The sequence below is a fragment of the Streptomyces sp. NPDC050161 genome (assembly GCF_044460025.1).
In the GTDB taxonomy this organism is placed as follows: Bacteria; Actinomycetota; Actinomycetes; order Streptomycetales; family Streptomycetaceae; genus Streptomyces.
In genome coordinates this window covers 109,997-133,662 of sequence record NZ_JBITJM010000021.1, presented here as the reverse complement: position 1 = coordinate 133,662, position 23,666 = coordinate 109,997, and the positions used below count along the sequence as shown (strand labels likewise).

At 70.0% G+C, this 23,666-nt stretch carries 22 protein-coding genes; 20 read left to right on the top strand and 2 right to left on the bottom strand.

All coding sequences use genetic code 11. The features are described from left to right. The first annotated feature begins 2 nt into the window (after positions 1–2). From ACIBK8_RS28625 to ACIBK8_RS28600, 6 genes are all read left to right on the top strand, one after another. The gene (locus ACIBK8_RS28625; protein WP_399044792.1) at positions 3–1,193 is read left to right on the top strand and encodes a radical SAM protein; all 1,191 of its coding nucleotides are present in this window, start codon (positions 3–5) and stop codon (positions 1,191–1,193) included. Next, positions 1,190–1,795, top strand: a complete 606-nt coding sequence (locus tag ACIBK8_RS28620; protein ID WP_399044790.1) for an exonuclease domain-containing protein — start codon at positions 1,190–1,192, stop codon at positions 1,793–1,795. Before ACIBK8_RS28625 ends, ACIBK8_RS28620 begins: the two co-directional genes overlap by 4 nt. Then, complete coding sequence (locus tag ACIBK8_RS28615; RefSeq protein WP_399044788.1) at positions 1,792–2,391, top strand: AAA family ATPase; 600 nt, start codon at positions 1,792–1,794, stop codon at positions 2,389–2,391. The genes ACIBK8_RS28620 and ACIBK8_RS28615 overlap by 4 nt, the downstream gene beginning before the upstream one ends. Then, positions 2,388–3,164, top strand: a complete 777-nt coding sequence (locus tag ACIBK8_RS28610; protein WP_399044786.1) for an aldo/keto reductase — start codon at positions 2,388–2,390, stop codon at positions 3,162–3,164. The genes ACIBK8_RS28615 and ACIBK8_RS28610 overlap by 4 nt, the downstream gene beginning before the upstream one ends. Then, on the top strand, positions 3,164–3,703 hold the full coding sequence (locus ACIBK8_RS28605; protein ID WP_399044784.1) for a hypothetical protein: 540 nt from the start codon (positions 3,164–3,166) through the stop codon (positions 3,701–3,703). Before ACIBK8_RS28610 ends, ACIBK8_RS28605 begins: the two co-directional genes overlap by 1 nt. A 1,184-nt stretch (positions 3,704–4,887) precedes the next feature. After that, positions 4,888–5,931, top strand: a complete 1,044-nt coding sequence (locus ACIBK8_RS28600; protein ID WP_399044782.1) for a replication-relaxation family protein — start codon at positions 4,888–4,890, stop codon at positions 5,929–5,931. Positions 5,932–5,977: 46 nt separating this feature from the next. On the opposite strand, the gene ACIBK8_RS28595 is transcribed toward ACIBK8_RS28600, so the two are convergent. Continuing rightward, complete coding sequence (locus ACIBK8_RS28595) at positions 5,978–6,589, bottom strand: hypothetical protein (protein ID WP_399044781.1); 612 nt, start codon at positions 6,587–6,589, stop codon at positions 5,978–5,980. A 78-nt stretch (positions 6,590–6,667) separates the two neighbouring features. After that, on the bottom strand, positions 6,668–6,811 hold the full coding sequence (locus tag ACIBK8_RS28590) for a hypothetical protein (protein WP_399044779.1): 144 nt from the start codon (positions 6,809–6,811) through the stop codon (positions 6,668–6,670). A 295-nt stretch (positions 6,812–7,106) separates the two neighbouring features. Here ACIBK8_RS28590 and ACIBK8_RS28585 point away from each other — a divergent pair, with 295 nt between their 5' ends. The 14 genes from ACIBK8_RS28585 to ACIBK8_RS28520 all read left to right on the top strand — a co-directional run bounded on the left by ACIBK8_RS28585 (position 7,107) and on the right by ACIBK8_RS28520 (position 23,542). After that, complete coding sequence (locus tag ACIBK8_RS28585; RefSeq protein WP_399044777.1) at positions 7,107–7,799, top strand: HAD family hydrolase; 693 nt, start codon at positions 7,107–7,109, stop codon at positions 7,797–7,799. A 245-nt stretch (positions 7,800–8,044) separates the two neighbouring features. After that, a complete protein-coding gene (locus tag ACIBK8_RS28580) occupies positions 8,045–8,998 on the top strand; it encodes a conjugal transfer protein (protein WP_399044775.1) in 954 nt (317 codons plus the stop codon). Next, a complete protein-coding gene (locus ACIBK8_RS28575) occupies positions 8,998–9,345 on the top strand; it encodes a hypothetical protein (RefSeq protein ID WP_399044773.1) in 348 nt (115 codons plus the stop codon). The genes ACIBK8_RS28580 and ACIBK8_RS28575 overlap by 1 nt, the downstream gene beginning before the upstream one ends. Continuing rightward, the gene (locus tag ACIBK8_RS28570) at positions 9,342–9,947 is read left to right on the top strand and encodes a hypothetical protein (protein WP_399044771.1); all 606 of its coding nucleotides are present in this window, start codon (positions 9,342–9,344) and stop codon (positions 9,945–9,947) included. The genes ACIBK8_RS28575 and ACIBK8_RS28570 overlap by 4 nt, the downstream gene beginning before the upstream one ends. An 8-nt stretch (positions 9,948–9,955) precedes the next feature. Further along, positions 9,956–12,523 carry an ATP-binding protein gene (locus tag ACIBK8_RS28565; protein ID WP_399044769.1) on the top strand — a complete coding sequence of 856 codons (2,568 nt, stop codon included), beginning with the start codon at positions 9,956–9,958 and terminating at the stop codon, positions 12,521–12,523. Positions 12,524–12,761: 238 nt separating this feature from the next. Beyond that, on the top strand, positions 12,762–13,319 hold the full coding sequence (locus ACIBK8_RS28560; RefSeq protein ID WP_399044767.1) for a hypothetical protein: 558 nt from the start codon (positions 12,762–12,764) through the stop codon (positions 13,317–13,319). Further along, positions 13,316–15,637, top strand: a complete 2,322-nt coding sequence (locus tag ACIBK8_RS28555) for a hypothetical protein (protein WP_399044765.1) — start codon at positions 13,316–13,318, stop codon at positions 15,635–15,637. Before ACIBK8_RS28560 ends, ACIBK8_RS28555 begins: the two co-directional genes overlap by 4 nt. Beyond that, entirely contained in the window at positions 15,634–16,743 is a 1,110-nt protein-coding gene (locus ACIBK8_RS28550) for a C40 family peptidase (RefSeq protein WP_399044763.1), read from the top strand. The genes ACIBK8_RS28555 and ACIBK8_RS28550 overlap by 4 nt, the downstream gene beginning before the upstream one ends. After that, a complete protein-coding gene (locus ACIBK8_RS28545) occupies positions 16,743–17,426 on the top strand; it encodes a hypothetical protein (RefSeq protein WP_399044761.1) in 684 nt (227 codons plus the stop codon). Before ACIBK8_RS28550 ends, ACIBK8_RS28545 begins: the two co-directional genes overlap by 1 nt. After that, a complete protein-coding gene (locus tag ACIBK8_RS28540; RefSeq protein WP_399044760.1) occupies positions 17,423–20,068 on the top strand; it encodes an ATP/GTP-binding protein in 2,646 nt (881 codons plus the stop codon). The genes ACIBK8_RS28545 and ACIBK8_RS28540 overlap by 4 nt, the downstream gene beginning before the upstream one ends. A 383-nt stretch (positions 20,069–20,451) precedes the next feature. Beyond that, positions 20,452–20,985 carry a hypothetical protein gene (locus tag ACIBK8_RS28535; protein WP_399044759.1) on the top strand — a complete coding sequence of 178 codons (534 nt, stop codon included), beginning with the start codon at positions 20,452–20,454 and terminating at the stop codon, positions 20,983–20,985. Beyond that, positions 20,979–21,959 (top strand): ATP/GTP-binding protein, encoded by a 981-nt coding sequence (locus ACIBK8_RS28530; RefSeq protein WP_399044757.1) that lies wholly within the window; start codon positions 20,979–20,981, stop codon positions 21,957–21,959. The genes ACIBK8_RS28535 and ACIBK8_RS28530 overlap by 7 nt, the downstream gene beginning before the upstream one ends. 135 nt (positions 21,960–22,094) lie before the next feature. Continuing rightward, positions 22,095–22,700, top strand: coding sequence for an SAF domain-containing protein (locus tag ACIBK8_RS28525; RefSeq protein WP_399044755.1), 606 nt, complete (start codon positions 22,095–22,097; stop codon positions 22,698–22,700). Beyond that, positions 22,700–23,542: a hypothetical protein gene (locus ACIBK8_RS28520; RefSeq protein WP_399044753.1), complete on the top strand. Its 843-nt coding sequence runs from the start codon at positions 22,700–22,702 to the stop codon at positions 23,540–23,542. The genes ACIBK8_RS28525 and ACIBK8_RS28520 overlap by 1 nt, the downstream gene beginning before the upstream one ends. Positions 23,543–23,666 lie beyond the last annotated feature (124 nt).

The window sequence follows — 23,666 nt, the reverse complement described above, 5'->3', positions numbered from 1 at the left end:
TGATGAGCACTCCCGCCATCGGCACCCGACGCGCCCTTCCGATCATGCCCGCTGACCAGATCAGCCGCCTGGAGCCGGGGCTCGCCGACGTGATCGAGTACCGCAAGTCGGGGTTATCGCTGAACTGGATCGTCGGCTGCCCGCTCGACTGCGGTTACTGCGTCCGGCACCTCTTCAGCAACTTCGAGATGAAGGTGCCCCGCCGTCTGATGGACGACGAAGCCGCCGTCAGCGCACTGGTCGGCCACCGCTACTTCCTTCCGGACACCACCCCCATCCAGCTTCTGAACCGGGCCACGGACCCGATGCTGCCGGTCGTCAAACCGCACCTGTTCAACGTGCTGGGGGACCTGGACCGGCAGGGTCTGACCAACCATGTCCTGGTCATCACCCGCTGGCGCGTCACCGAAGAGGACTGCGCCCGCCTCAACTCCTTCGAAAACGTGCGCCTGACCGTCCTGGTGACGCACTCCGGCATCAGCGACGACCGGATCGAGCCTGTCGATTCCGCCATCGCCGCCGAGAGCCTGCGCACCCTGCACGAGCACGCCGAGCGCTACCGCACCGTCTTGTACTGGCGGCCGATCGTGCCCGGCCTCAACGACACCGACGCCCACCTGGCCCGCGCCCGCGAACTGTCAAAGCACGCTCACGCCACGGTGTTCACCGGCCTGTTCTTCCGCAACGAGATCGCGGCCTACTACGAAGCGCACGGCCTGCCGCTGCCGTACGACGACACGGCCCGGCGCAAGATCATGCCCGAGGCGGCCGAGCAGCGGATCCTCGACTACTTCCGCACCCCGGACAGCCCGTCGGCGCCGTGGGGCGCGCTGTTCCGCAAGACCTCGTGCGCTGTGGCCTACGCGCACGGTGAGGCGGACTACAACGGCCACTACGGCATCCGGGAGTTGTGCAACATCTGCCCCGCCGAGCAGATCGCGTTGTGCAAGTCGGCCTGGATCAAGCCGGATCTCGCGGAGGTCACCGCCGACGCCCGCGACCTGGGCGCCACCGGCCCCGTGGAGATCGACGACCGCGCCATCATCGTCGAGGGACTGGACGAGCCGCCGCGCTACTACCTCCAGCACGGCTACGGCTACCAGTGCCACGACCGCGCAAAGCCCCACCACTACCGCCGGCACGGCCGCGCCCCGATCGGCTGGCCGGCGGAGAACGGAACACCCACGCCATGAACTTCTCCTCCTGGCCCCCGCTGCTCGTTGTCGATGTCGAAGGCAACGGCGCCAACCCGCCCGACCTCGTCGAGGTCGCCGCGCTGCCGGTGCGCGACGGCCGGCCGGACACCAGCACGGCGGGCGCGTGGCTGACCCAACCGCGGCGGCCCGTCACCCCGTTCGCCGCGCGCGTCCACGGCCTGACCAACGAGCGGCTGGCACACGCGCCGGGCTGGGAGGAGATCGCCGCCCAGGTCCACGCGCTGCTCGGCGGCGCGTGGATCTGCGCCCACCACGCCCACGTCGACTACCGGGTGCTGACCGCGCACCTGCCGCAATGGCAGCCGGCCGGAGTCCTCGACACGCTCCGGCTGGCCAAGGCCGTCTACCCCGGCCTGCCGAAGTACTCCCTCGACGCCCTGATCGACCACGTCCAGCCCGACCTGTCGCAGGCCCCCGCCACCGGACGGCACCGGGCCACCTACGACGCCTACGCCACGGCGCAGCTCCTGATCGCCATGGCCGACCACTTCGACACCTGGGACCAGCTCGCCGCGGCGGCCGTGCCGCCCGGCCTGCCCGGCGCCCCCGAACCAGACAAGGACCCCACCCTGTGGTGAACCAACACCCTTCCCCTATCCGTATCGGGGTGCTCGGCACCCACTCCACCGGCAAGACGCTCCTGCTCAAGCGGATCGAAATGGAGCTGCGCGCCCACGACATCGCCGTGACCCGCACCGGCCGCTTCGCCAGGCGTGCCGCCGGCCTCGGCCTGCCGAAGATGCAGCACCACACCGCGGCGAGCACGGAGTGGATCATGGCGCAGACCACCGCCGACGAAATCGTGGCCGCCGCCCAGGGCGCACAGGTCATCCTCGCCGACCGCTGCGCGTTCGACGCCTACGCCTACTACACGGCAGCCCTCGAATACCGAGGCGAATCCACCGAGACCGACGAGGAATTCCTGCTGCGCCTCCTGGCGGCGACGCAGCACCAGAAGTACAACCTCCTTCTCGCCACCGTGCTCGACCCGGCCGTCCCCGTCGACACCCACCACGACTACGACGCCCGCTACCGCGCCCTGGTCGACACCCACGTCCACGCCCAACTCGCCGACGCCCAATTGCCCCACCTCCGCGTCACCAGCGACCCCGCCAGCAAGACCGACGCCATCCGCGAAGCCGTCGAGACCGCCCTCAAGGCGGTCGCAGCATGAACACCACAGCGCCCGCGGGCATCTTCCCCCTCGCCGGAAAGACCGTCTCCCGCCTCGGCTTCGGCACCATGCGCCTGACCGGCCCCGGCACCTGGGGCGACCCGTTCGACCGGCCCCAGGCCATCAGCGTCCTCCGCCAGGCCGTTTACACGCACGGCATCACCCACATCGACACCGCCGACGCCTACGGCCCCCACACCGTCGAGGAACTGATCCACGACGCCCTCCACCCGTACCCCGAGGACGTGCTGATCGCCACGAAGGTCGGCATGCTGCGACCCGCCCCCAACGTGTGGACCCCGCACGGCCACCCCTCCTACCTCCGGGCAGCCGTCGAAGCGAGCCTGCGCCGCCTTCGCCTGGACCGGCTCGACCTCTGCTACCTCCACCGCATAGACCCCGAAGTTCCGCTCGAAGACCAACTCGCCGTCATGCAGGCCCTCCAGAGCGAGGGGAAGATCGGCCACATCGGACTGTCGAAGGTCACCCCGAAGAACATCCTCGACGCCTCCGCACTCGTGACCATCGCGGCCGTGCAAAACGTCCTCAACATGACCGACCACGCAGACCCCGCCCTGGAGATCTGCTGGAACATGCGCATCCCGTACGTGCCCTACCGGCCACTCGACGCCGGCACCCTCGCCCACGCCCACGGGGTCGCCGAGCCCCTGCGCTGGCTGCTCAACCTCGGCGGCCACATCGCCCCGATCCCCAGTACGAGCCGGCCCCAGCACCTCCAGCAGATCGTCGCCGCTGTAAGAGGCGAGGTCTGATGTCCACCATCACGACCCCCGTCATCCCCGCCTCCCGCACCACCACACCCACTCCTGCGCGGAAGACAGCCCCCTACGAAGACTGGCGGCCACCCATCACCGGGGTATCCCTGCTCATCCCGGTCGGAGTGGACGCGCTGGCCGTCGTGGACTTCCTCGGCAGCATCATGATGCCCACCGGAACCGTGCACACCGGGCAGACCCCCGAACAGGCGGCCCAAGACGTCCTTCACGGCGCCCCGGACGGCCTCCCCCTTCTACGACGCGTTGTCCTGACCCGTTCACAGACACGTCGCAGGAAGGTCATCACACACGTCCTGGCGACCACTCCGATGACCCGCGCAGACGTTGGGCACCTGAAATACCGCGACCCCCGCGCAGACGTCCGCGTACTGCCCACCATGCGCATCATCAACGGCCTCCCCACCCCAGCGCGACTGCTGGCACTGGTCGGGCTGCAAGCCCTCGCCACCGGTGAAACCGCATACCTCGAAGGGGGACTGGTGCGCCCCTACCCACCGGAACGCGTCCGGCAGTGACGTGACAGAAGTCCCCGCGACTTCGTGATCCGAAGCACCGGAAACCCCAACGGTGCAAGGTCACCGAGGTCCCCGGGCGAAGAGCGGAAACCCTGACCGACCGCCCCTTACTCCGGGTATTGAACGGGCAAGCGAACCCGCTGGAGCTCGCCACGGTGTTCAAAAGCGGCTGAGCGTACGCAGCCTTCTGAGCCGTCTGCGGGTCTGCCGAGGACGCCATGGCCTATGGCCCGGCCGTCGTCGACTGGCCAGCTCGATGCCGGCAGGGCCCCACCGGCGGCCAGAGGACAGCTCAGCGCAGCGCCCCTCCAAGACCGACACCACAACCACCATCCCCCACCACAACAGGTCGCCGTACGGAGGGAAGTTGGGACCGAGAGGACGCTTACCAGGCGCCCCGACCTGCGGGATTGGCGTTCGGCCACGCCACGTGACGCCAGGCTCGTTGCATGCCGCGCTGCAAGGCTCATTACAACCGTCGTCCGGCGGTTGTGTGTGACACCGGTGCTGCGATGGTTGGTTGAGGTTGAGATGGCACAGGCCGCGGACGACGAGCTCTTCGCTGCCGAGCACATCATCGAGGAGTCCGGAAGACATCCCTGGTGATCGATGAACGGTGCCACCACCACGGCACCGCCGGCGTTCCCGGTCCCCAAGGCGGCCCGGACAGAGCCCTTTGGAATGCTGCCGGAACTGAACGCCCCATAACTGTCGCGAACAAGCAAGGCCAGCATCCACTGATGTGGCGGCTGGACGTGCTCAAAGGGGGCTCCAGCGCACATCCGCCGGGGCCCGGACGCAGTCGAGGAGATGCGGGATGCAGCGCAGGGTGCTCCATCTCTCGGATACGACGACGCCTACTCCTTCAACAGCCCTCTCCCTTGGGCGGACACCCGAACTCAAAGGCCCTGACTCTTACAAGGCCCCTCGGGCCCAGAAGGCCCCCCGAACAAGCGGTGGAAGGCCAGCCGCGTGAGGACGGCTACCGAGGCGCGCGGCACGTCCTGATTGACCAAGCCAGCCGGAGGCAGGGGCCTGAGACATGGCCCCTAGTAAAAGGGGCTTGTTGACCGCACCGGTGGGCCAGACAGCCGCACGGTGGCCGGTATAGGAAAGCCACCACCCCTCCTTCCTCGCAAGCACGCCTGCTTACCACTCGACTGACCTGCGTGGTAATCAGGACAATGGCAGTGTTCCCGCTTCGAGACCACATTTGGGTGGCGTTGGTAAGCCAGGCGGTAAACACCCCGGGTGGAGTGAGGACGACGCCGCGGCTCCAGCGCGGCTGTCCGCACTCGCAGCATCGCTGCGGCCGAACAAGGAGCCCGCCCATGTCCAATTGCGCAAAGAACGCCCCCTCGCCGACCGTGCCGGTTCGAGATCAGGTCATGGCGTGCCTATTCCAGCACCGAGCCCTGACTACGGACCAGTTGCACCGGATGCTACGGCCCACGCCACACCCGGAGTACGTTCGCGCCATCCTGCGTACTCTGCGCGCCGCAGGGCTGGCCGAGTCGGTCAGGCGCCGGTACGAGCCCAGCGTCTGGGCTCTCTCTGCGGAGGGCCGCCGCGATGTCGTGACCTGGCCGCAGTTCCGCGGCCGCCGGCCCTACCGCTCCGCGCTGGCGGGCACCCGCAAAGTTCACACGCTGACGGTGACCCGCACAGCACTGGCCTTTCTCGATGACGCCCAGGCCCGCGGGGACGAGTTCCGCCCACTGGACTGGACCGTCGAGGTAGCCCATCCGCTGCGGGACGGCGCAGTGGACGGCGAGCGGATGCTGATCGCTGACGCGCTGATGCGCTACACGCGCACGGCGCCCAAACGGGCTCTACTGCGTGCCTTCGTCGAGGTGGACCGTGCGACGGAGTCGTCGGAGCGGCTCGCGTCGAAGCTGATCTCCTACGCCCGGTTCCACAGTGCCGTACCGGCCACTCCCGGACGACGGGCAGCGGTCGATCAGGCGGGACTCGCGTCCTGGCAGCGCAGCTATACGGTCTTCCCTCGGCTGCTGTTCGTCCTCACCGGCGCAGGAGAGCGGGCATTGGCGCAGCGGGTGGCCGATCTGCGGGCGATGCTCCAGGAACATCCGTTGACTGAGCGGTTCGCCAACGAGGTTCCCACGGGGGCTGCAGTACTGGAGGAGTTGGAAGAGCACGGAGCCTCAGCAGCGGTGTGGGCGCCGCTCGACGGACGCACGGGCCGCTGCAACTGGATGGACCTGTGATGGGCCCGCAGCGCGGCAGTTGGTCCGAAGACCAGACTCTGAAGCTTTAGGGGCCGGACGACGACGGTTCGGACCACACGGTGGGACTGGATCGCGCTGTGCGAGAACGTCTACGACGAGTACGTGCGTGACTATCCGGTGTTGCGGAGCCTGATAGGTCGAAGTGGGCCAAGGCGATAGAGAAGCGGATGCTGGATGAACTGTACAAGTTGATCCCGAGCCCGAGCGGCGAGCCGAGTGGCCTGACGCCTGCGCGGGGTCTGCCGGGCAGCCTGACCCTGCGGGCCCTGGTGCTGGTCTTGCGGCGGGTCGCCCGGCGTGCGGAGCAGTCGGAGACCAGACTGGCGATCGCGAGGTGGGTCTCCGCGTAGGTATCGCGGCGGCCAGTGAACCGTTGCGGTGAGCACCACTGCTGGAGCTCGGCGTTGGTGTGCTCCACACGGATCCGGCGGGAGGACTGGCGGCGGCGCTGCTCCCACCAGGCATGGTGCTTGCCCAGCGGCACATCGTCCTTCGGCTTCTTCAGCGGGGCGCTGACCTGGGCGAGGAACTCATTGGCCAGACCCCGGTAGCCCTCATCGATCTCGGCCCTCACCTTCGAGTGCAAGCGGAACTGTTCGGCGATGTCCTCGGTAAGCACGGCGGTCTGGTCGTGCATCCGGCCTGACCCGACCACCCCGCTGAACAGGGTCCGACCCTGGCTGTCGCTGAACGTGATGGTCTTGATGGTGTTCTGCTATTTCTTGCCCGATTCGAACGCCTCGTGGCCGGAACTGCCCGTGCGTGGGCGGCAGACCTGCGCCTCGGTCCCGTCAATCCGCAGCTCAACGCCCTCCGCGTCGGCGTAGGCGAACAGGTCCTCCAATGTGGACAGCCGCACGCAGGGACGGTCTCAAGTAGTTAGACGTCAATCGCCTGATCATGTAAAGGCACCCGTCCGGCGCCCACGCGACCGCCACCACCACGAGTTCGAGGCCCACCCGCACCGTCTAGCCAGAAGCTTCAATGAGCCCAGCTCCCATGCGACGTGACGGGCCCGACTCGAATAGTACGAGTCTCTGCTAAGGGATCCCCTCGGTACTTACAAAGGAATTAGGCCGGGTGGGTTCGGATTCCTACGCGCGATCCCGATCGTGTGACAGTGGGAGTCCGCATGGCACCGGGAGGGTGGGGACGTGGAACTGCTCGTGCTCTGGGACATCGACCACACGCTGATCTCAACGCGCGGGATGGGCCGCGAACTGTCCGCGCTCGCCTTCGCCGAAACCACGGGCATCGCGATGCGCGAGCAGGCCACCGTCGAGGGAATCACCGAACCCGTCATCTTCCGGGAGACCGCCGCACTTCACGGAATCGCGACAAACCGTGGGGACTTCCAACGGTTCGCTGCCGCGCTGGCCCAGGCCCACCGCGACCACAGCCCGCAGCTACGCGAGCGCGGTCACGCCCTGCCGGGTGCCGCCGCGGCCCTCGACCGGATGGCGGCCGAGCCCGGGATCCGACAGAGCGTGGTGAGCGGGAACACCCGAGCGGTGGCCGGCATCAAGCTGGAGGTCTTCGGCCTGGATACCCACATCGACTGGGCGGCAGGGGCCTACGGGGACGACGCTGAAGTCCGCTCCGCCCTCGTGAGCTTGGCACTGGCCCGCGCCGGCGGTGTCTCGCCCGTTCCCGCCGAGCGGGCAGTGGTCATCGGGGACACCCCTGCCGATGTCGAAGCCGCGCGCGCGAACCGCGTTCCGGTCATCGCCGTGGCATCCGGACGCAGCAGCGTGCCGCAGCTGCACGCTGCGGGAGCCGAGCGGGTTCTACCGGACCTGCGTGACACCGGCCTCCTCCTCCGCCTCCTGCACCGGAGGGGAGATTAGTTGGCCGACCGCCGCGCCGCCGACCCGCCAATGGGCCGAGCGTTCCGCGGTCTCCGAGGCCGCCGGTGAGCAGGCGCTGCACCGTGGTAAGCGGGCCTGCTGGCGCTTACCGCGAGGTGTCGCTGCCTTCACCATGCAGTCGTGATGGGCTTGTGACGGCATCTGGGTGCTGGTGGTAACCAGCGTGGTAAGGCCCCGGGCGAAGAGTCGGGTACGGCAATTCCCGCCCTACCCGAGGAGTTTCGATGCCCCTTCTCTTTCCGCCGGGCTGGCAACCTGGTTCGTCTCCGGGATCGAAGGTCTCGCGCCTTCGTCACCGTCGCGTGTCCCTCGTGCGCGCCTCCGCGGTCGCCGCGCTGGTGTGCGGCCCGCTCGCCCTGGTCGCCGTCTGGGTTTCCTCCGCAGCGAACCGCCCCTCGCCCGTCGTCCCGCCGGCCGGGACGACGAAGTCCGCCGCGCAGTCGGCGGGTGGCCCGCAGGGCTTCGCGGAGGTCTTCGTGGGCCTGTGGCTTCGGGGAACGGAAGGCTCTTCGCAGACGCATACGGACCTGGAAAAGACGGTACGAGCCATGGCACCGGGTGTGGCTCTGCCGACGTTCGGCCGTGCTCCGGCGCCCACGAGCAGCGTGTGGGCGGTTCGCAGCGAGCAGGTTCACGTCGGTGCCTGGTCAGTGACAGTGGCCGCGCTCCTGGACGGGAAAAGCGGCGAGCCCGTTGTGCGGTATTTCAGCGTTCCGGTCCTCCGCGGTGACGACCACAGCTTCGTGGTCACCGATGCCCCTGCCACGGTGGCCGCCCTGCCGGCGGCGACGGTGCCGCCGTCTCCCTACGGTGCGGAGGTTGATCCGGGCTTTCCTTTGTCGGCCACGGTCTCGCAATTCCTGGCTGCCTACCTCGGCGGTGCGGGCGGAGCGGATCGGTACCTGGCTCCACGAGTGGCTCTGCCGTCGCTCGGTGCCCCGTACAGCGAGGTGCGCACCGAGAGGATCAGCGCTTCGGCCGCTGCGGACGGGCCGGTCGGCGCCGACGGCCGCCAGGTGCGGGTTTCCGCTCACGTCATGGCCCGCGATGGGCAGGGGCGGCAGTGGCCGTTGACGTATGCGTTGCGCCTGGCCACTCGTGGGGGCCGGTGGGAGGTCCTGGCGCTGGAGAGCGGTCTTGAGGGCATCAACGGCGGTTCGAGCAAGGGCGGTGCGTGATGCAGACGGTTCAGCTGGCCGGTGCCTTCGAGGACATCGGTGACCACCTCTTCGGGATCGGCACGGGCTGGGCGGAGGCCGGTTTGAAGCTGGCGCTGCTCTTGCTGATCGTCATCAGGGTGTGCCAGCGGTTCAGTGTGAAGGCCGGCATCGGGGCGGTCCTGGGCTACGTGCTCATCCTCGGCATCTACAACTCCCAGACCGACCTGTCGAATGCGTTCAAGGACGAGATCACCAGCGTCGGGTCTGCCGCCCCCGCGGTGGTCAAAGTCGATGACCGTGGTGAGCCGGTCCTCGGGCCGGCGGCTACGGCGTCGCACGGCGGGCCCGGGGGTGAGGTCTCGTGAGCATCGCGGAGGCCGGTGGGCGGCTGGGGCGTTCGTACACGCGGGCGCGGCGGATGCCGTGGGTGCAGGGGAAGCTCGGCGACTGGAGGCTGCCGTTCGGCCCGTACACGCCGGCGCAGATCGGTGTGGCCTGCGCCGGGGCGTGGCTGTTGATCAAGACGTTCTCCGTGTGGCGGTCTCTGGGCGTGGTGCCGCCGGTGCTGCTGATCGCCGCGGTGTGGGCTGTGCGGCACGCCAAGATCGGCGGGCGCAGTCTTCTCAACTGCGTGCTGGGGCTGGCGTCGCGCTTGATGCAGCCGCGTGGTGGCCGGATCGGTGGACGGCCGGTGCGGGAGTCACGGTCGCGTGTTCTGTACGGCGGGGTGGTCATCGAGGACGGTGTCGCGTTCGCAGCCGCGGGTGGGCGGGCTGCTGCCGGTGGGGGTGCGAGGGCCGGGCGGGAGCGTGCTGCCGTCGCCGGCCGGAGGTGGTTGCCGCGAAGGGGGAGGCGGGTTGCGGCTGTGGCGGCGCCTCGGGTTCGTCCGGCGCCGACTCAGGTACAGCGGATGTTGCGGCAGGGCCTGGGCGAGGAGATGCGCGGCGCCGGGGAGGTGCGGTCGTGAGGTTGGCTATGCGTCATATCGCGGGGAATGTGGTGTGGTCGGCGTCCGGCGAGGTGTGGGCGGTGTGGCGGGTGGAGCCGCAGGGCGGGGCCTACATGAGCGGCAGGGAACGGTCTCAGGTCACTGACCAGGTGACGTCGTTGCTGCGGGCGTTGCCGGGGGTGGCACGGTTGTACAGCCTGTGCGGGCAGACGGATCCGGGGGAGGTCGCGGCGCGGATGGTCCAGGACGTGGACCTCAGGAAGTCGCCGCACTGGGCGGAGGTTTCTCTTGCCCAGCTGAAGCTGTTGGACGGCATGGAGATGCACCAGCGCACTCTGTGGCTGGCGGTGCCGCTCACCCCGACGGGGTGGCGGTCTGAGCTGTCGGCCACGTTCAGCTCGGCGTGGGCTGAGGTCTCGGCGCTGCTGGGCTTGCGTCCTGCTGTTGTGCGGGCGGAGGAGGTCGTCGGCTACCAGCAGCAGGCGGCGCAGTTCGCGGCGGAGATCGGTGCGTTCGTGGATCCGCGGCCGGCGGCGCCGGCGGAGATCGTGTGGATGCACCAGCACGCCGTCCACCGCGGCCTGGATGAACCGCTGTTCGCCGAGGCGGCCCGCCATGACGGGTTCGGCGGCCGTCTCCTGCACGGGGCTCTGCGTTCACCGTCCTACGCAGATCTCGGTCAGGTCCGCTTGCAGGAAGGGGGCGAAAGCGGCGGGGCGCCGGCGGCTCGACAGGGCTCGCGTGGCCGGGACAGGAAGAAGGGGAAGGGGTCTTCGAGGCTCCAGCGGTCGTGGCTTGAGGTCGAGTCGGCTGCCGGCACCGGGTATCAGGCGCACCTGGCGCTTGCGGAGATCCCCCGTGCGGTGCTGGAGGAGAACGCAGACATCCTGGCGCAGCTGGAGTTGCTGCCCTGGCCCGTCGATGTCCTGTGCGATCTCACGTTGGTGCCGGCGGCGAAGGTGAGCGCCGAGGTCGGCAAGAAGAAGCGGGAGTTGCTGGATCAGGTCGACCAGCGGGCGGCGCAGCACTCCGCCGGCCTGCCGCCGGAGATGCACGACGCGGCGGAGGACCTGGCCGAAGAGGGGGCGCAGGCTGCTCGCAACGAGCTGGAGGTGGAGGTGCAGTCCACCACGGTGCTGACGGTCTGGGCGCCGACTGCGCGCGAGTGCCAGGAGCGGGCGCGGACGCTGGAGAAGCGGATGGGCGGCGCCAATTACCGGTTGCTGCAGCCGATGGGTGCCCAGGGGGACCTCTTCGCCCTCGGCTTGCCGGCAGCTCCCCGTTCACCGAAGGCGCGGGAGTTCACGCAGTATCAGTTGTCCGGGGACTTCGCGATGAACGGTGCTCTGGTCGGCCGCGGTTTCGGGGACCTCACGGGGCAGATGGTCGGTGTCTCGCTGGATTCGGGGACGGTGCGGCCGGTGTTGTGGGACATCGCTGACGCTCCGCGCAAGGACGCCTCGGCCTCTGTGGGTGTCGCGGGTGAGTTGGGCGGCGGCAAGAGCACGCTGCTGAAGTTGATCACTTCGGGGATCGTCGACCGCGGCGGGCGGGCGATCGTCATCGACCGCACTCCCCTGCGGGAGTGGGCGCACTTCGTGGAGCACGCTGCGCCCGGCCGTTGTCAGGTCGTCGATGCCGCCCGCGCGGAGGTGTCCATCGATCCGCTGCGGCTGTTCGACCGGTCGACCGCGATCCGCTACGCGCGCTCCTACCTCAGTCTGCAGCTGGGGGTCGGCGCCATGACGGCGCAGGGGGCTCTGCTGAAGATGGCTGTCACCGCCGCGGCGGACTCGGAGTTTCCGTGCATGGCGCAGGTCTTGGTGGCGCTGGAGGAGATGGCTGCGGGGGACGGTGCCCGCGCGCGGGATGCCGGTGCCATGCTCGCCCTGCTCCAGGTGGTGTGCGACGAGCCGCTGGCGGCCCTGGTCTTCGATCCCGAACTTCCGGTGCTGGCCTTGGGCGATGGTCGCTCGGACGCCGTGGTGGTCACGACGGCGGGCTTGACCCTGCCGCCGCGCGAGGCGGTCCTCAGTCCCGAGCTGCTGCGGAACCAGCCGACCGAGGCCCTGATCGGCCGGGCGGTGCTGTATCTGATCGCGGCGCTGGCTCGCGAGACGGCGTTCGGAGTCGACCGGTTCTGTCAGGTCGTGGTCGACGAGTGCTACTGGCTCACGGCGTCGGCCGAGGGCAGCGCCCTGGTGCACGAGATCGTCTCCGACGGGCGCAAGCACAACGCCGGTATTGCCCTGGGCGCGCACGATGTCCGGGAGTTGGGCAGTGAGCTCATCCGCGGCTTGCTGGCCTACCTTGCCGTTGCCCGGACCACCGATCGCACGTTGGCCGGTCATGCTCTCACCGCGCTCGGGCTCCCCCCTGACAGCGAGGAACTGCTGGAGAAGGTCACGACGCTCTCGCCGTTCGGCGACAAGGAGCGGGCCGGCGAGATGCTCGGACGTGATGCCCGCCGCCAGGTAGGTCACTTCAGGGCCCTCGTCCCGAGCGTTGAGCGGATCCGGCAGGGCATCTTCACCACCCCCGGTGAGTCCTCCTCGCGCGATGAAGGGCGTCCCTCCGGCGCTCGCGGCCGGTAGGACCGCCGCCTCGACCGGTCCGGCGCAATAGCGCTCTGACCTGCGGTGGTATACGAACCCCGCCCCTTCCCGCGCCCTGGTAAGTGACGCCGTAGCGCGCCTGCCAGGCGGATTTCCGCTGCCTACCAAGCAGACGTGATGGCCTTGTGATGGCACCAGGGTGCTGGTGGTAAGCGGGGCGGTAAGGGCGCGGCGAAGGATCGAAGTAGCCAGTCCGCCTCCCCCTGAAGGAGTCCCGATGTCCTCCGTTTTCCCGCCCCGCCGCCCCGCCCGGACCGAGCACTGCGCGGTCCGCGCGCCGGAGACCCCCCGCTTCCCGAGCGGCAGCTTCACCCCCTGCGCCCACGAGGTTTCTCCGCTCGGCGCGTCCGTGCCGGGAGCCTCCAACTCCGGCCCCCGTTCCGAGGTGCTGCCGGAGGTCCGTGCCAAGTCCCCTCGGGCGGGCCGCTCCGGGATGGTTCCGATGGCCCTGGTGCTCTTGGTCGCGGCGCTGGTGGCGGTCGTGTGGACGACCGGGCTGCCCAGCGTGTGGTGGCCGCAGATCGGCAACGCCTTCGCCACGAGCAGCAGCCAGCACCCGGGCGGGCACGAAGGCACGGCGGCGCACCGCAGCGACCCGTGCGACCTGGTCGCCGGGCCGGCCGCCGACTACTGCCACACGAAGGACGGTGAGCACACTCCGGCCCCGCACGGTCAGAACATCTCCACGCAGTCCCGTGTGGCCACCGCTGCTCTGGGTGCCGGTGCGCTGGCCGCTGGAGTGGGCGCGCTCGTCGTCCTGCGGCGGCGTCCGTGAGCCGGTGGCACCGCCGGGCGGGAATCGTCACGTTGCTGGCGCTGGCGGTGGCGGTCTGCTCGTGCGGCGGCGCGTGGGCCGCCGACGGCGCCGGTCGGCAGACGCTCGCCGATGGCGGCGGCGGAGGGATCTTCGGGCCCTTCAACACGATCAAGACCTCCGACGGGGCGCAGCTCTCGGACTACGAGCTGTCGGACGGCGATGACGGTTTCAACCCCCTGCGGTTCCTGATGAGCGGTCTGTTCGCTCTGTCCCGCTCCGTCGTCGGGTTCTCGTGCTGGCTCATCGACTGGGTCTACCGGTTCCCCGTTCTTGACCATCTGGCGGGGACCGCCCAGCACGTCGCCGACGCGTACGCGCAGCACATCGTCGCTCCCCTCGGACTCGCTGGCGTCTTCACCGCGTGGGCCTTCGCCTTCGGCCTGGTCCTGGTCTTCCGGGGGCGGGCGGCCCGGGGGTTCGGCGAGATCGTGCTGACGTTGCTGATCGCCGCGCTGGCCGCTACCTCCGTGGTGCGGCCGGACGTAATGCTCGGATACGACGGGCCGTTGCAGCAGGCGCAGCGCGCGGCCCTGGAAGCGGCGGCCATCACCACACAGTCCACCACGCCGTCGAAGAGCGCCGTCAACGACCCCTGTGCCCTGATCAGTGGTCCCGCTAAGTCCGCCTGCGTCAAGGGCGGGGCGGCTGATGAGGACACGAGGGCCGCGCGGGAGAAGAAGGCGAAGGAGCGGTCTGCGGCGTGCGCTGCCGTTTCCGGTCCCGCCCGGGACGTCTGCCTGTCCGCGGAGCGGCCGGCCGCCGCGGAGGACGTCTCCCGGCCCATTACCCGCACGCTGACCGACACTCTCGTCGTCCAGCCCTACCAACTCCTGCAGTACGGACAGCTCATCGGCAAGGACAGCCCGATGTACCAGGACTACAAGCGGGGGCTCGATCACAAGGCCCAGCTGGACGAGGACGATCCGTGCGCGTCGCTGAAAGGGCCCGCCCGGCAGTACTGCGGCGGGGGGCCGCCCGACAAGCGCGCGCAGAAGGATCTCGCCGAGAAGCACGGTGCGGCGGGGAAGGCCGCCGCCAGCTACATGTCCGAGGTGACGTGGGACCGGGTGCTGGGTGCCCTGTTCGTGCTGGCCGCGGCTGTCGTCCTGCTGGTGATCGTCCTGGCCATGGCGCTGGCGATGATCGCGGCGCAGTTCGCGTGCGTGCTGGCTGCCGCGGTGACGTCCGTCGTGTTCATGTGGGCGCTGCTGCCGGGCCCGAATCGGGCGGTGCTGTGGAAGTGGGTCGGCGTGTTCGCCACGTCCACCGTTCTTCTCTTCTCCATCGCGGTGTTCATCCCCCTCTTCGGTGTCGCCGCGAAGGCGTTGCTGGCCGATAGCCACACGGTGCTTTTGGAGCGTTTGTTCCTGCTGGATGCTCTGGCGTTGACGGCGTTGGTGGCGTACCGGCGGATGACCGCCAAGGGCGGCGGTCTCGGCCATGCGTTCGCTGCTCGGATGCGCTTCGCCAAGATCGGCGGCAGCCACACGATGGGCGATGAGGCTGCGGGGATGGGCATGGCCCTGGCCGCGGTCGGCGCCGGCCGAGGCGGAGGGTCCGATCACGGGGGTGCGCTGTCGGTGTCGATGGCGCGCAGCAGTGCCTCCCCCGCGCACGCGGCTCTGGCGATGCGCAGGGCGAAGTTGTCCTCCGGTCTGGCTTCGTTCTCGGACAGCACCGGGATGGCGGTGAATCCCGCCGGGGCGCTTGGCGAGGCCCGTGCGGAAGCGCGGCGCGCCGTGGCGCCGCTGTCGGTGCCGATGCGGGCCGCCCAGATCGCCTGGACGGGACCGCCCCGCGAGATGAACGGCGGCGCCCGTGGTGACGGCGGGCCTGACGGTGGGTTCGGCGGCCGGGGGCCGCGCACGTCCTGGGTGGTGGACAGCAACACCGGTGAGGTCATCTCTGACGCCGACCAGGGCAGCGTCCCGGTCGGGGAGCAGTTGCGCGAGCACATCTCGCGTACTCGTGGGGGCCGCGTGCTGCTCGGTGCGGGCCGGGTCGCCTGGCACTCCACTGTGGGAGCGCCTGCCGGGTGGACGCGGTTGCGTCGCAAGACCTCGGGCCTGACGCGTGAGATGGACCGTCAGCTCGCCCACTACGGGCCGGTGCGTGAGCGGTGGGGCCAGGACAGCCGGTCCGGGTTGCGAGATGCGGCCGTCGCCACCCGGCCGCTGCGGCGTGGAGTCAGCCGGGCGATGGAACCCCTGCGCAAAGCCCGAGCCCAGGGCGGGGTGCGCGAGCACCGTGCGGACGAGGGCGGAGGCCGGCCGTGAAGAAGTTCGGGTGCTGCGTCGTGCTGCTGGGGTTGCTCCTGTTCGGCATTCCGCTGGGGCTGCTGGCCGCGGCCGGCCCGGACCGGCAGGGCGGGGAGGTGCAGCCGGTGGGCGCCGTGGCCGGGATCCCGGCCCGGATGCTGCATGCCTACCAGCGTGCCGCGGCGCGTATCGGACGTGTGGTGCCCGGCTGCAAGGGGATGACGTGGGCAGTGGTGGCGGGGGTTGCGAAGGTCGAGTCCGGCCATGCCGCGGGCCGCCGCATCGCGGGGGACGGCACGCTTGAGGAGCCGCTCTTCGGGCCACGGCTGACCGGCAGTGGAGTCGGGGGGAACACGTCCCGCTTCGCCGACACGGACGGTGGCCGCTACGACGGCGATCCCGTCGCCGAACGCGCCGTGGGGCCCTTCCAGTTCATGCCCGCCACCTGGGCCGCCGTCGGCCAGGACGGCAACGGCGACGGGACGAAGGACCCGCAGAACGCCGACGACGCCGCGCTCAGCGCCGCCGTCTACCTGTGCGGCGAGGGTCGCGATCTCACGGATGCCGGGCAGTTGCGCGCCGCGGTCTACTCCTACAACCGGTCCGAGGCGTATGTCGCGGAGGTGACGGGGTGGATCGGCCGCTACAGCCAGCTCGGCGCCCCGGGCGCGGCCGGCGGCACAGCCTCCGGCGCCGCGAAGAGCGTCATCAACGCTGCCCTGGCCAAGCGCGGCGTCCCCTACTCCTGGGGCGGCGGCAACGCCGCGGGACCTTCGACGGGGAGCTGCTGCTCGCCGGGGGGCCACTCCGGCGAGCACATCCGGGGCTTCGACTGCTCGGGCCTGACCCTCTACGCCTACGCCCAGGCCGGCGTGACGCTCCCCCGGCTTGCCTCGGCGCAGGCCGGTGTCGGCAAACGCATCCCGCCGGGCAAGGGCACCGGCGCCCTGCGGCCGGGCGACCTGGTGTTCTTCGCCTACGCCCCCGGTGCCGATTCCACGATCTACCACGTCGGTATCTACCTGGGCGGTGGGCAGATGCTCGACGCGGCCCGCCCCGGCACCCGTGTGCGGGAAGAGGCCGTGTGGCAGGACGGCTACGCCGGAGGGGCCCGGGTGCTGTGATGGTCGCTCCCGCCTCGGACTTCCGCTCTGCCCGGCTGCCGCTGGGGCTGGCTGCCGTACTCGTCATCGCCGGCCTGGTACTGCTCAGCCATCCCCCGCCGCCCACTCCCGCTCCCGCTCCCGCTCCTGGGCCGACACCGGCCTCGGCGGGGCGGACGAGCGGCGTGGGTCCTGCGGCAGACCGCCCTCCCTCCCGCCGGCAGTACCTGGGCTCGCCCTCGCCGAGCCCCCGCGCCCTGCCGTCCGGCGCTCCGTCGTCGGCGCCGCCGCGCCGCGAGCATCCGGCGCCGGCCGGCTCCGGAGTTCCTGTCAATGGTGACGGTCCGGCAGGCGACCGCGCCGTGCAGCGGATGCTGGAGCGCTCCTCGCCCGCCGACCTGCCCCGCTCGCAGGAGGAGGAGCTGGTCCAGGTCGCCACCCGGGTCTGGACCGCGGACGTCACCGGGCGCGGCCAGGGCCGCTGGCCCCGCTACTTCGCTCACAGCGGCGCCTCGGCGCGCGGTACCTACACGGCCGTGCGCGTTCAGGCCGGGATCGCCCGCACCACAGCGGACGGCCGGATCGAAGTCCGCCTCGTCTGGGCGGGAACTGCGCCGTCCGGCGAACAGCGGGACGGCCGCACAGCCCGCCTTCTTCTCCAGCATTCCCCTGACCACCCGAACCGTTGGGAGCCAGTTCATTGATCGCCCAGTCCTCCGAGATGATCACCAGCCTGTGGCGCGCCTGCGTCTCCCTCGCGGGCGCCGCGGCTGCGACGGCCACCTGGATCAGCGGCAACCTCATCGCTGTGGGGGTTGTGCTCGCCGTCGGGATGTCCGTGTCGGAAGTGGTGCGCGGCCGGTTGGGAGACAAGGCGTCCCGCAAACGTGCCGCCGTGCGCCTGACGCCGAACAAGACCTTCGAGGCGGACGCCGAGCAGATCTGGCGTTACGCGTCGCTGTTGTCGCAGGCGGCCATAAGCGGTCCGTGGTGGGTGCCGTTGCGCTCGCGGACAACGCGGCTGCGGATGAGCGGAGACGGCCGGACACCCTTGGAGTACATCGTCGAGGCGCCGGCGGCGGCCCGGCATCTTCTGGAGTCCTCGCCGTACCGCGGGGTGAAGGTCACCAAGGTCGCCCCGGCCCGCCCGGCGGCCAAGGCACTGCACACGGTGCGAGCCGAATTCATGCTGCGTGGCTCCCCCGCCCTCAGCCTGCGGTCAGTGCCTCTCGATCCCGATCCTCTGCAGCCGCTGGTCGACGCGTTGGCCACGCTGCGGGCCGATCTCGGGGACCGGGCCGAGATCTGCCTGGATCTGCAGCGCATCCCCGTATGGCAGTTGTGGATGCGGCGGTGGCAGCTGCTGACGGAGGCGCGTCGCAAGGCATTGCGGCAGGCGCAGCAGGACCAGGCCGCGAACCTGCACGCGGAGGACAGCGTGCGGGCGCTGCTCGCCGGGCTGATCCAGTCGAACGGTGGACGTTCCGGCGCACGCTTGATGCTGCCGCCGCGGCCTCGTCCCCTGGACCGCTCCAAGGTGCTGGGAAAGCTGCTGGATCCCGCGGGGCTGATGCGCATTCAGCTCTTGGTGCGGTGCTCGTCGGACCAGCAAGGGCGGGCGGAGAAGCGGCTGTCACACATTTCTGCTGCCCTCGATGTGTTCTCGGGAGGGAACCGGCTGATCCACACCGGTCAGCGCCTCGGTCCGTGGCGTATCGGGCCGGATCACCGGCTCTACCGCAAGGCGTTCGACAAGCGGTGGGCCACGGCGCAGATAAGGGGGAGCCGTCCGTCGTGGGTACGTGCCGACGAGATCGCCGGCCTGTTCAAGCCGCCCACCCGCCACTGTGTGCTGCCGCTGATGCCTGACGCGCTGCCGACCTACGTGCCCGACAGCCCGGAGGCCGCAGGGCTGATGGTTCAGGGGTGGTATGCCGGTCCAGACGGGAAGGAACGGCTGGTCGCGACCCGGCTGAGCGAGACGATGTTCAGCCTGCGCGTGGGGAAGTCGACCTACGGCAAGACGGAGCAGGCGCTGTGCCAGGTCGTCGGTCTTGCGCACGCGGGCGTCGGCGCGATGTTCGTCGATCCTCATGGTGACGCGATGCGGTCAGCGGCGCGGTACCTGGCGCATCCCGAGATCATGCCGCGGCTGCTGTTCTTGGATCTGACCGGTCGCCTGGGTGATCAGGCGCTGTTGGGTACGTGCAATGCGCTCAGCGTAGAGGGTGGGAAGCGGCCGGACGAAGTGGTGCGGGCGGTGACCGACGCCATCGCGGGGACGTTGGGCTGGAACGACTCCACTCATCCGCGGGCGCTGACGGTGCTGACGATGTCGGTGGAGGCGTTGGTGGCCGTCAACGTCCAGGCCGTGGCCGCCGGTGCGCCGGAGAAGCAGGCCACGCTGTTCCAGGTCCGCACGCTGCTGACGGACACTGCGTGGCGCAGTCAGGTCGTTGCCCTGCTGGACGACAAGACCGCGGCCTGGTGGCGGGTAACGTTCCCGACGCTTCCCGCGGACGCGGTCGCCCCGGTCACCAACCCGCTCGACCGGCTCTACAACAACCCGACCACCCGGGCTCTGTTGGGCAATCCGGTGAGCAGTTTCGACCTCCGCGAGGTCATGGATACGGGGAAGATCTTGTGGATCTGTCCTTCGGCGTCCGGTCCGACGGACCGCTTGCTTTTGTCGATCTTCTTTCATGACGTCTACCGGGCAGGGCTGTCTCGCCGGGACATCCCCGAAGAACAGCGCCGGCCGTTCCACGCCTTCATCGATGAGCTGATCAGCATCGACGGTTCGTCGTCGAGTGTGCTGGCCCAGGTCAGCGAGGAGTTGCGGAAGTTCGGGGTCCGGATGCACGCGATGACGCAGCTTCTTCAGCGGGTCTCTGGTGCAACCCGGGAGAGCTTGATGCAGAACGCGTCGACCATCTCCAGCACCGCGGGTTCAGTGGACGCGGTGAGCCTGGTCGCCCGGGAATGGGGTGGGGTCGTTGAACCGGCCGAAATCGCTGACCTTCCCCGCTTTCACCACTACCTGACCGCCACCTCTGCGGGCCGGCGTATCGGTCCTCTGCTCATTCGCGGGCCGCAGCTTTCCGAGATTTTCGGGGAGTTGGCGAGGCCGGGGAGGGTGAGGGAGTTGCGGGCAGCGGCCGACGCCAATATCGGCGCACGGCCGCTGGGGGTGCTGCGGGCCGCGGCCGAGGAACACGATGCGGTGGTCGGTGCGTTCCTCCGGTTGCGAAAGCGCCCTGTTTCCGGCGTGGTTGAGGAAGAGCCGCCGGCCGTGGACGCCGCCGAGGACGAGCCGGGCCCCGACCCGATGCCGGATCTGGTCTGAAGCACTCGTCTCTCCTGGGAGCCGGGCGCGTCCCAGGGGGATCGCCGGGAAGCAAGGTTCGATCAGCTGACTTCTCCGCCCAGGACGCTCTGCCCGGGTCGCGTGATCAGATCACGGAGTGTCGCCTGCGGGGAACGCCTGGGACTGAAGTGACGCTCTATGGGGCGAGTTGCTCATGAGAACAGACTGTGCGGTACGTGAATTCGCAGCTACCGTACTACCCAGGGGTAGGGAAATATCGATCTCACCCCTTGCTGAAAGCAGCCCATACAAGCCAAAATCGCGTTCTTCACCCCGGTTTCGCGGGGTGAGATCTACGGGGAGGCGCCGCGATGCGACCAGCACTCAAGCGTGAATCCACTCGCAGCGACCGCAAAAACCGCATGCTAGGTATGTTCGTCGCGGCCTGCGCAATGCTCCCCCTGGCGGCCTGCGAGGCCGGCGGCGCCGGCAACGGCAAACCGCCGGCTGACAGCCCCTCGGCGACTCCGACCGCACCGTCCAAGGAGGACCGTGCCCGCGAGGCCGTCCTCAAGAGCTACGCGGGGATGCGCGCCGAGCAGGTCAAGGCGTACGCCGTCGGCAAGGCATCCGGCACGGACCTGACGAAGTACGCGTCGGACAAGGCCCTGGCGCGGATTGAGAGCGAGCTGTTCCAGTTCCGCCAGGCCGGGGTGGTGTTCAAGGGAAAGCCCACGAGCAAGGTGACGGACCTCATGCTCAGCCTCCCCGCCCACAAGGCGACCGTCACCGAGTGCTTCGACACCAGTGGCTGGAAGGCGGTGGCGAAGTCCTCGGGCAAGGACGTCACCGGCAAGAACCAGGTCCGCCGCTACACCGTGACCGGCGCGGTCCGCACCATCGGTGACCGGTGGATGGTGGTCAGCCTCGACATGGACAAGCAGCGCCCATGCTGAGGCGGGCACCGCTGGTGTTCCCGCTCGCGGTCTTGCTGTCATGGGCCGGAGGCGCCCCCGCGCTGGCTGACGGGCCGGGTGCTTCCGTTGACGACTGCGGCATGTCGATCTGCCTCGGAGCGGGCTACGAGAAGAAGGTGGGCGGCAGCCCCGAGCAGCAGCAAGCGCACAAAGCGCCCGCCGGTTCCGCGAAGAAGCCGGCCTGCAAGGCGTGGGGGGACGGTCACGCCGGCGACATCGGTATGGGGACCGGCCCTTCCCGGCCGGCCCGGGTCGCGGTGCCCTGCCACGATTCCGAGCTGGGGTCCTTCTCCGGCGACTGCTACTACAAGCCCGCATCGCCGCCCCCGCCCGCCGACGACCCGGCGTGGAAGGGGCACAAGCCCGGCGACGGCGCGGTCTACCAGAAGACCTGCCCCCTGTGGGACAACAACGACCCCTTCGCCCTGAACTCACAGGGCCTGGTGTGGATGGCAAAGCCCCCTGGAGCCGGTGCCGTTGACCCGGTCCGGCTCGCCGAGCAGGCGGTGGACAAGATGGCGCTCAAGGGGCCGCAGATCGTCAGCCCGCGTTCCGGGGGAACCTTCACGGTCGGTGTGCCGGTGTGGATGCATGTCGCGCCGTCCGCGACCACGTACGGGCCGAACTCCGCCTCGGCATCCGCGGGAGGTGTCACGGTGACCGCCGACGCCAGGGTCTCGGAGATCGACTGGTCGATGGGCGATGGCTCCACCGTTACCTGCCAGGGGCCCGGCTCTTCGTACCAGGCGAGCTACGGGCTGAAGAAGTCACCGGACTGCGGCCACCTCTACCAGCGCACTTCCCGCTCCGGCGAGAGCGAGAAGTTCGTGGTGCGCGCCACCGCGACGTGGAAGATCACCTGGACCGGCGCCGGTCAGAGCGGCGAACTGACACGCACACGCAACTCCCAGGTCGAAGTCCGGGTTGGCGAAGTCCAGGCCGTCGGGCGATAGAGGACCACGGAAGGCACGAAGTTGAGTAAGACAGCAAAGGCGTCTCCTGCTGCCGGGCAGGTGCCCGCGCAGCCCTCACCAGCACCGGGGCCAGGGGCCTCCGTCAGCCTGCAGTCCCGGCGGCGGCAGCCGGCGATGGCCGCATTGGGCGCCGCGGTGATTGCGGCCGGCGGGCTCGTGGGGTTCCTCGCCTACCTCCAGACCGGACAGCGCACTCCCGTGCTGGCGATCTCGCACGCGGTGCCGGCCGGGGAGATCATCCAGGATGCCGATCTGACCGAGGCGCCCGTGGAGCTCGATCCCGCTCTCAAGCCGTACCCGGCCTCCGAGCGAGGCAGTGTGGTCGGCAAGAGGGCCGCGGTGTCACTGGCGCCGGGAGGCATGCTGTCCCACGGCCAGGTGACCGACCGCACCCTGGTCGGCGCGAACGAGCAGTTGGTGGGCATCGGGCTCAAGGCCTCGCAGCTTCCCGCGACCCCGCTGTCGGCGGGTGACCGGGTCGAGGTGGTCAGTACTCCGGCTGACGGTGAGCAGCAGGCCGCTCCGAAGGGCGGCCAGGAGGCGCCGCCGCGGACGATCCCGGCGAAGGTGGTGCGGGTCGGCAAGCGCGACCAGGCGACGGGCGATGTGGTCGTCGACGTGGCGGTGCAGTCGCTGGACGGGCCGACGCTGGCCGCCCGTGCGGCGAGCGGGAACGTCGCCCTGGTCGTCGACCCTGCGGGCAAGGGCGGTGGTTCCTGATGTCGGTCGTTGCTCTGGCCGGGGTGACCGGTGCGCCGGGCGTGACCACCACGGCGCTGGCGCTGTTGCGGACGTGGCCGCTGGAGGCGGGGCGGCGGATGCTGCTGGCCGAGTGCGACCCCGACGGCGGGGCCGTCTTGGCGGGTGCGTTGGAGGGCCGGCTGCCCGCTGACCGGGGCCTGCGCAACGTGCAGGCCGCCGCGCGGACGCAGGAGTTCGGTGACGCCTTGTGGACGCAGATGATCGGGCTGTCCGACGACGACGAGGCGGCGGACGAGGGGCGCCGGCTGCTGTTGCCAGGGCTGACGGATCCGGCCCAGGCGGTCAACATGGCCTCGGCGTGGGGCCCTTTGTCGAGTGCCTTCGGCGATCTTCATGGGCAGGGCGTCGATGTGCTGGTCGACCTGGGGCGCAGCGGGGCCTTCGGCCCGTCGTCGGTGCTGGCGTTGCAGGCAGATCTGGTGCTGATGGTGGTGCGCGGGACGATGCGGAGCGTGGACGCGGCCAAGGTCCGTCTCGCGTCGCTGCGCCGGGCGATGGAGGGCTCGGCCGGTCGCGGGGTCCGGCGCCTGGGGGTGCTGTTGATCGCGCAAGGCCCCTACGGGGCGCGCGAGGTGTCGCTGGCTGTGGACTCGCCGGTCCTCGCCACACTCCCCTGGCGGCCGGCCGACGCCGAGGTCTTGTCCGACGGGGCGCCGGAGGGCCGCCATTTCCGGCGGAGTGAGCTGATGCGCGCGGCTGCGTCGGCGTGCCTGCCGCTGCGTCAGCAGATGCTTTTCCAGCCCGAGCGGGTGCCGTCGGGGATCGACCGTCTGCGGGGGGTGATCGACGGTGCGCGCTGAACCCGTATACCCGCAGCCCTGGCAACGGACCAGTCCTTCGGCACTGCCGGGTCCGCTCGGTCCGCCTCCTCCGACGGGGCCGCCGTTGGCCGGGCCGTTGCCGGCCCAGGCTCCGGCGGGTGAT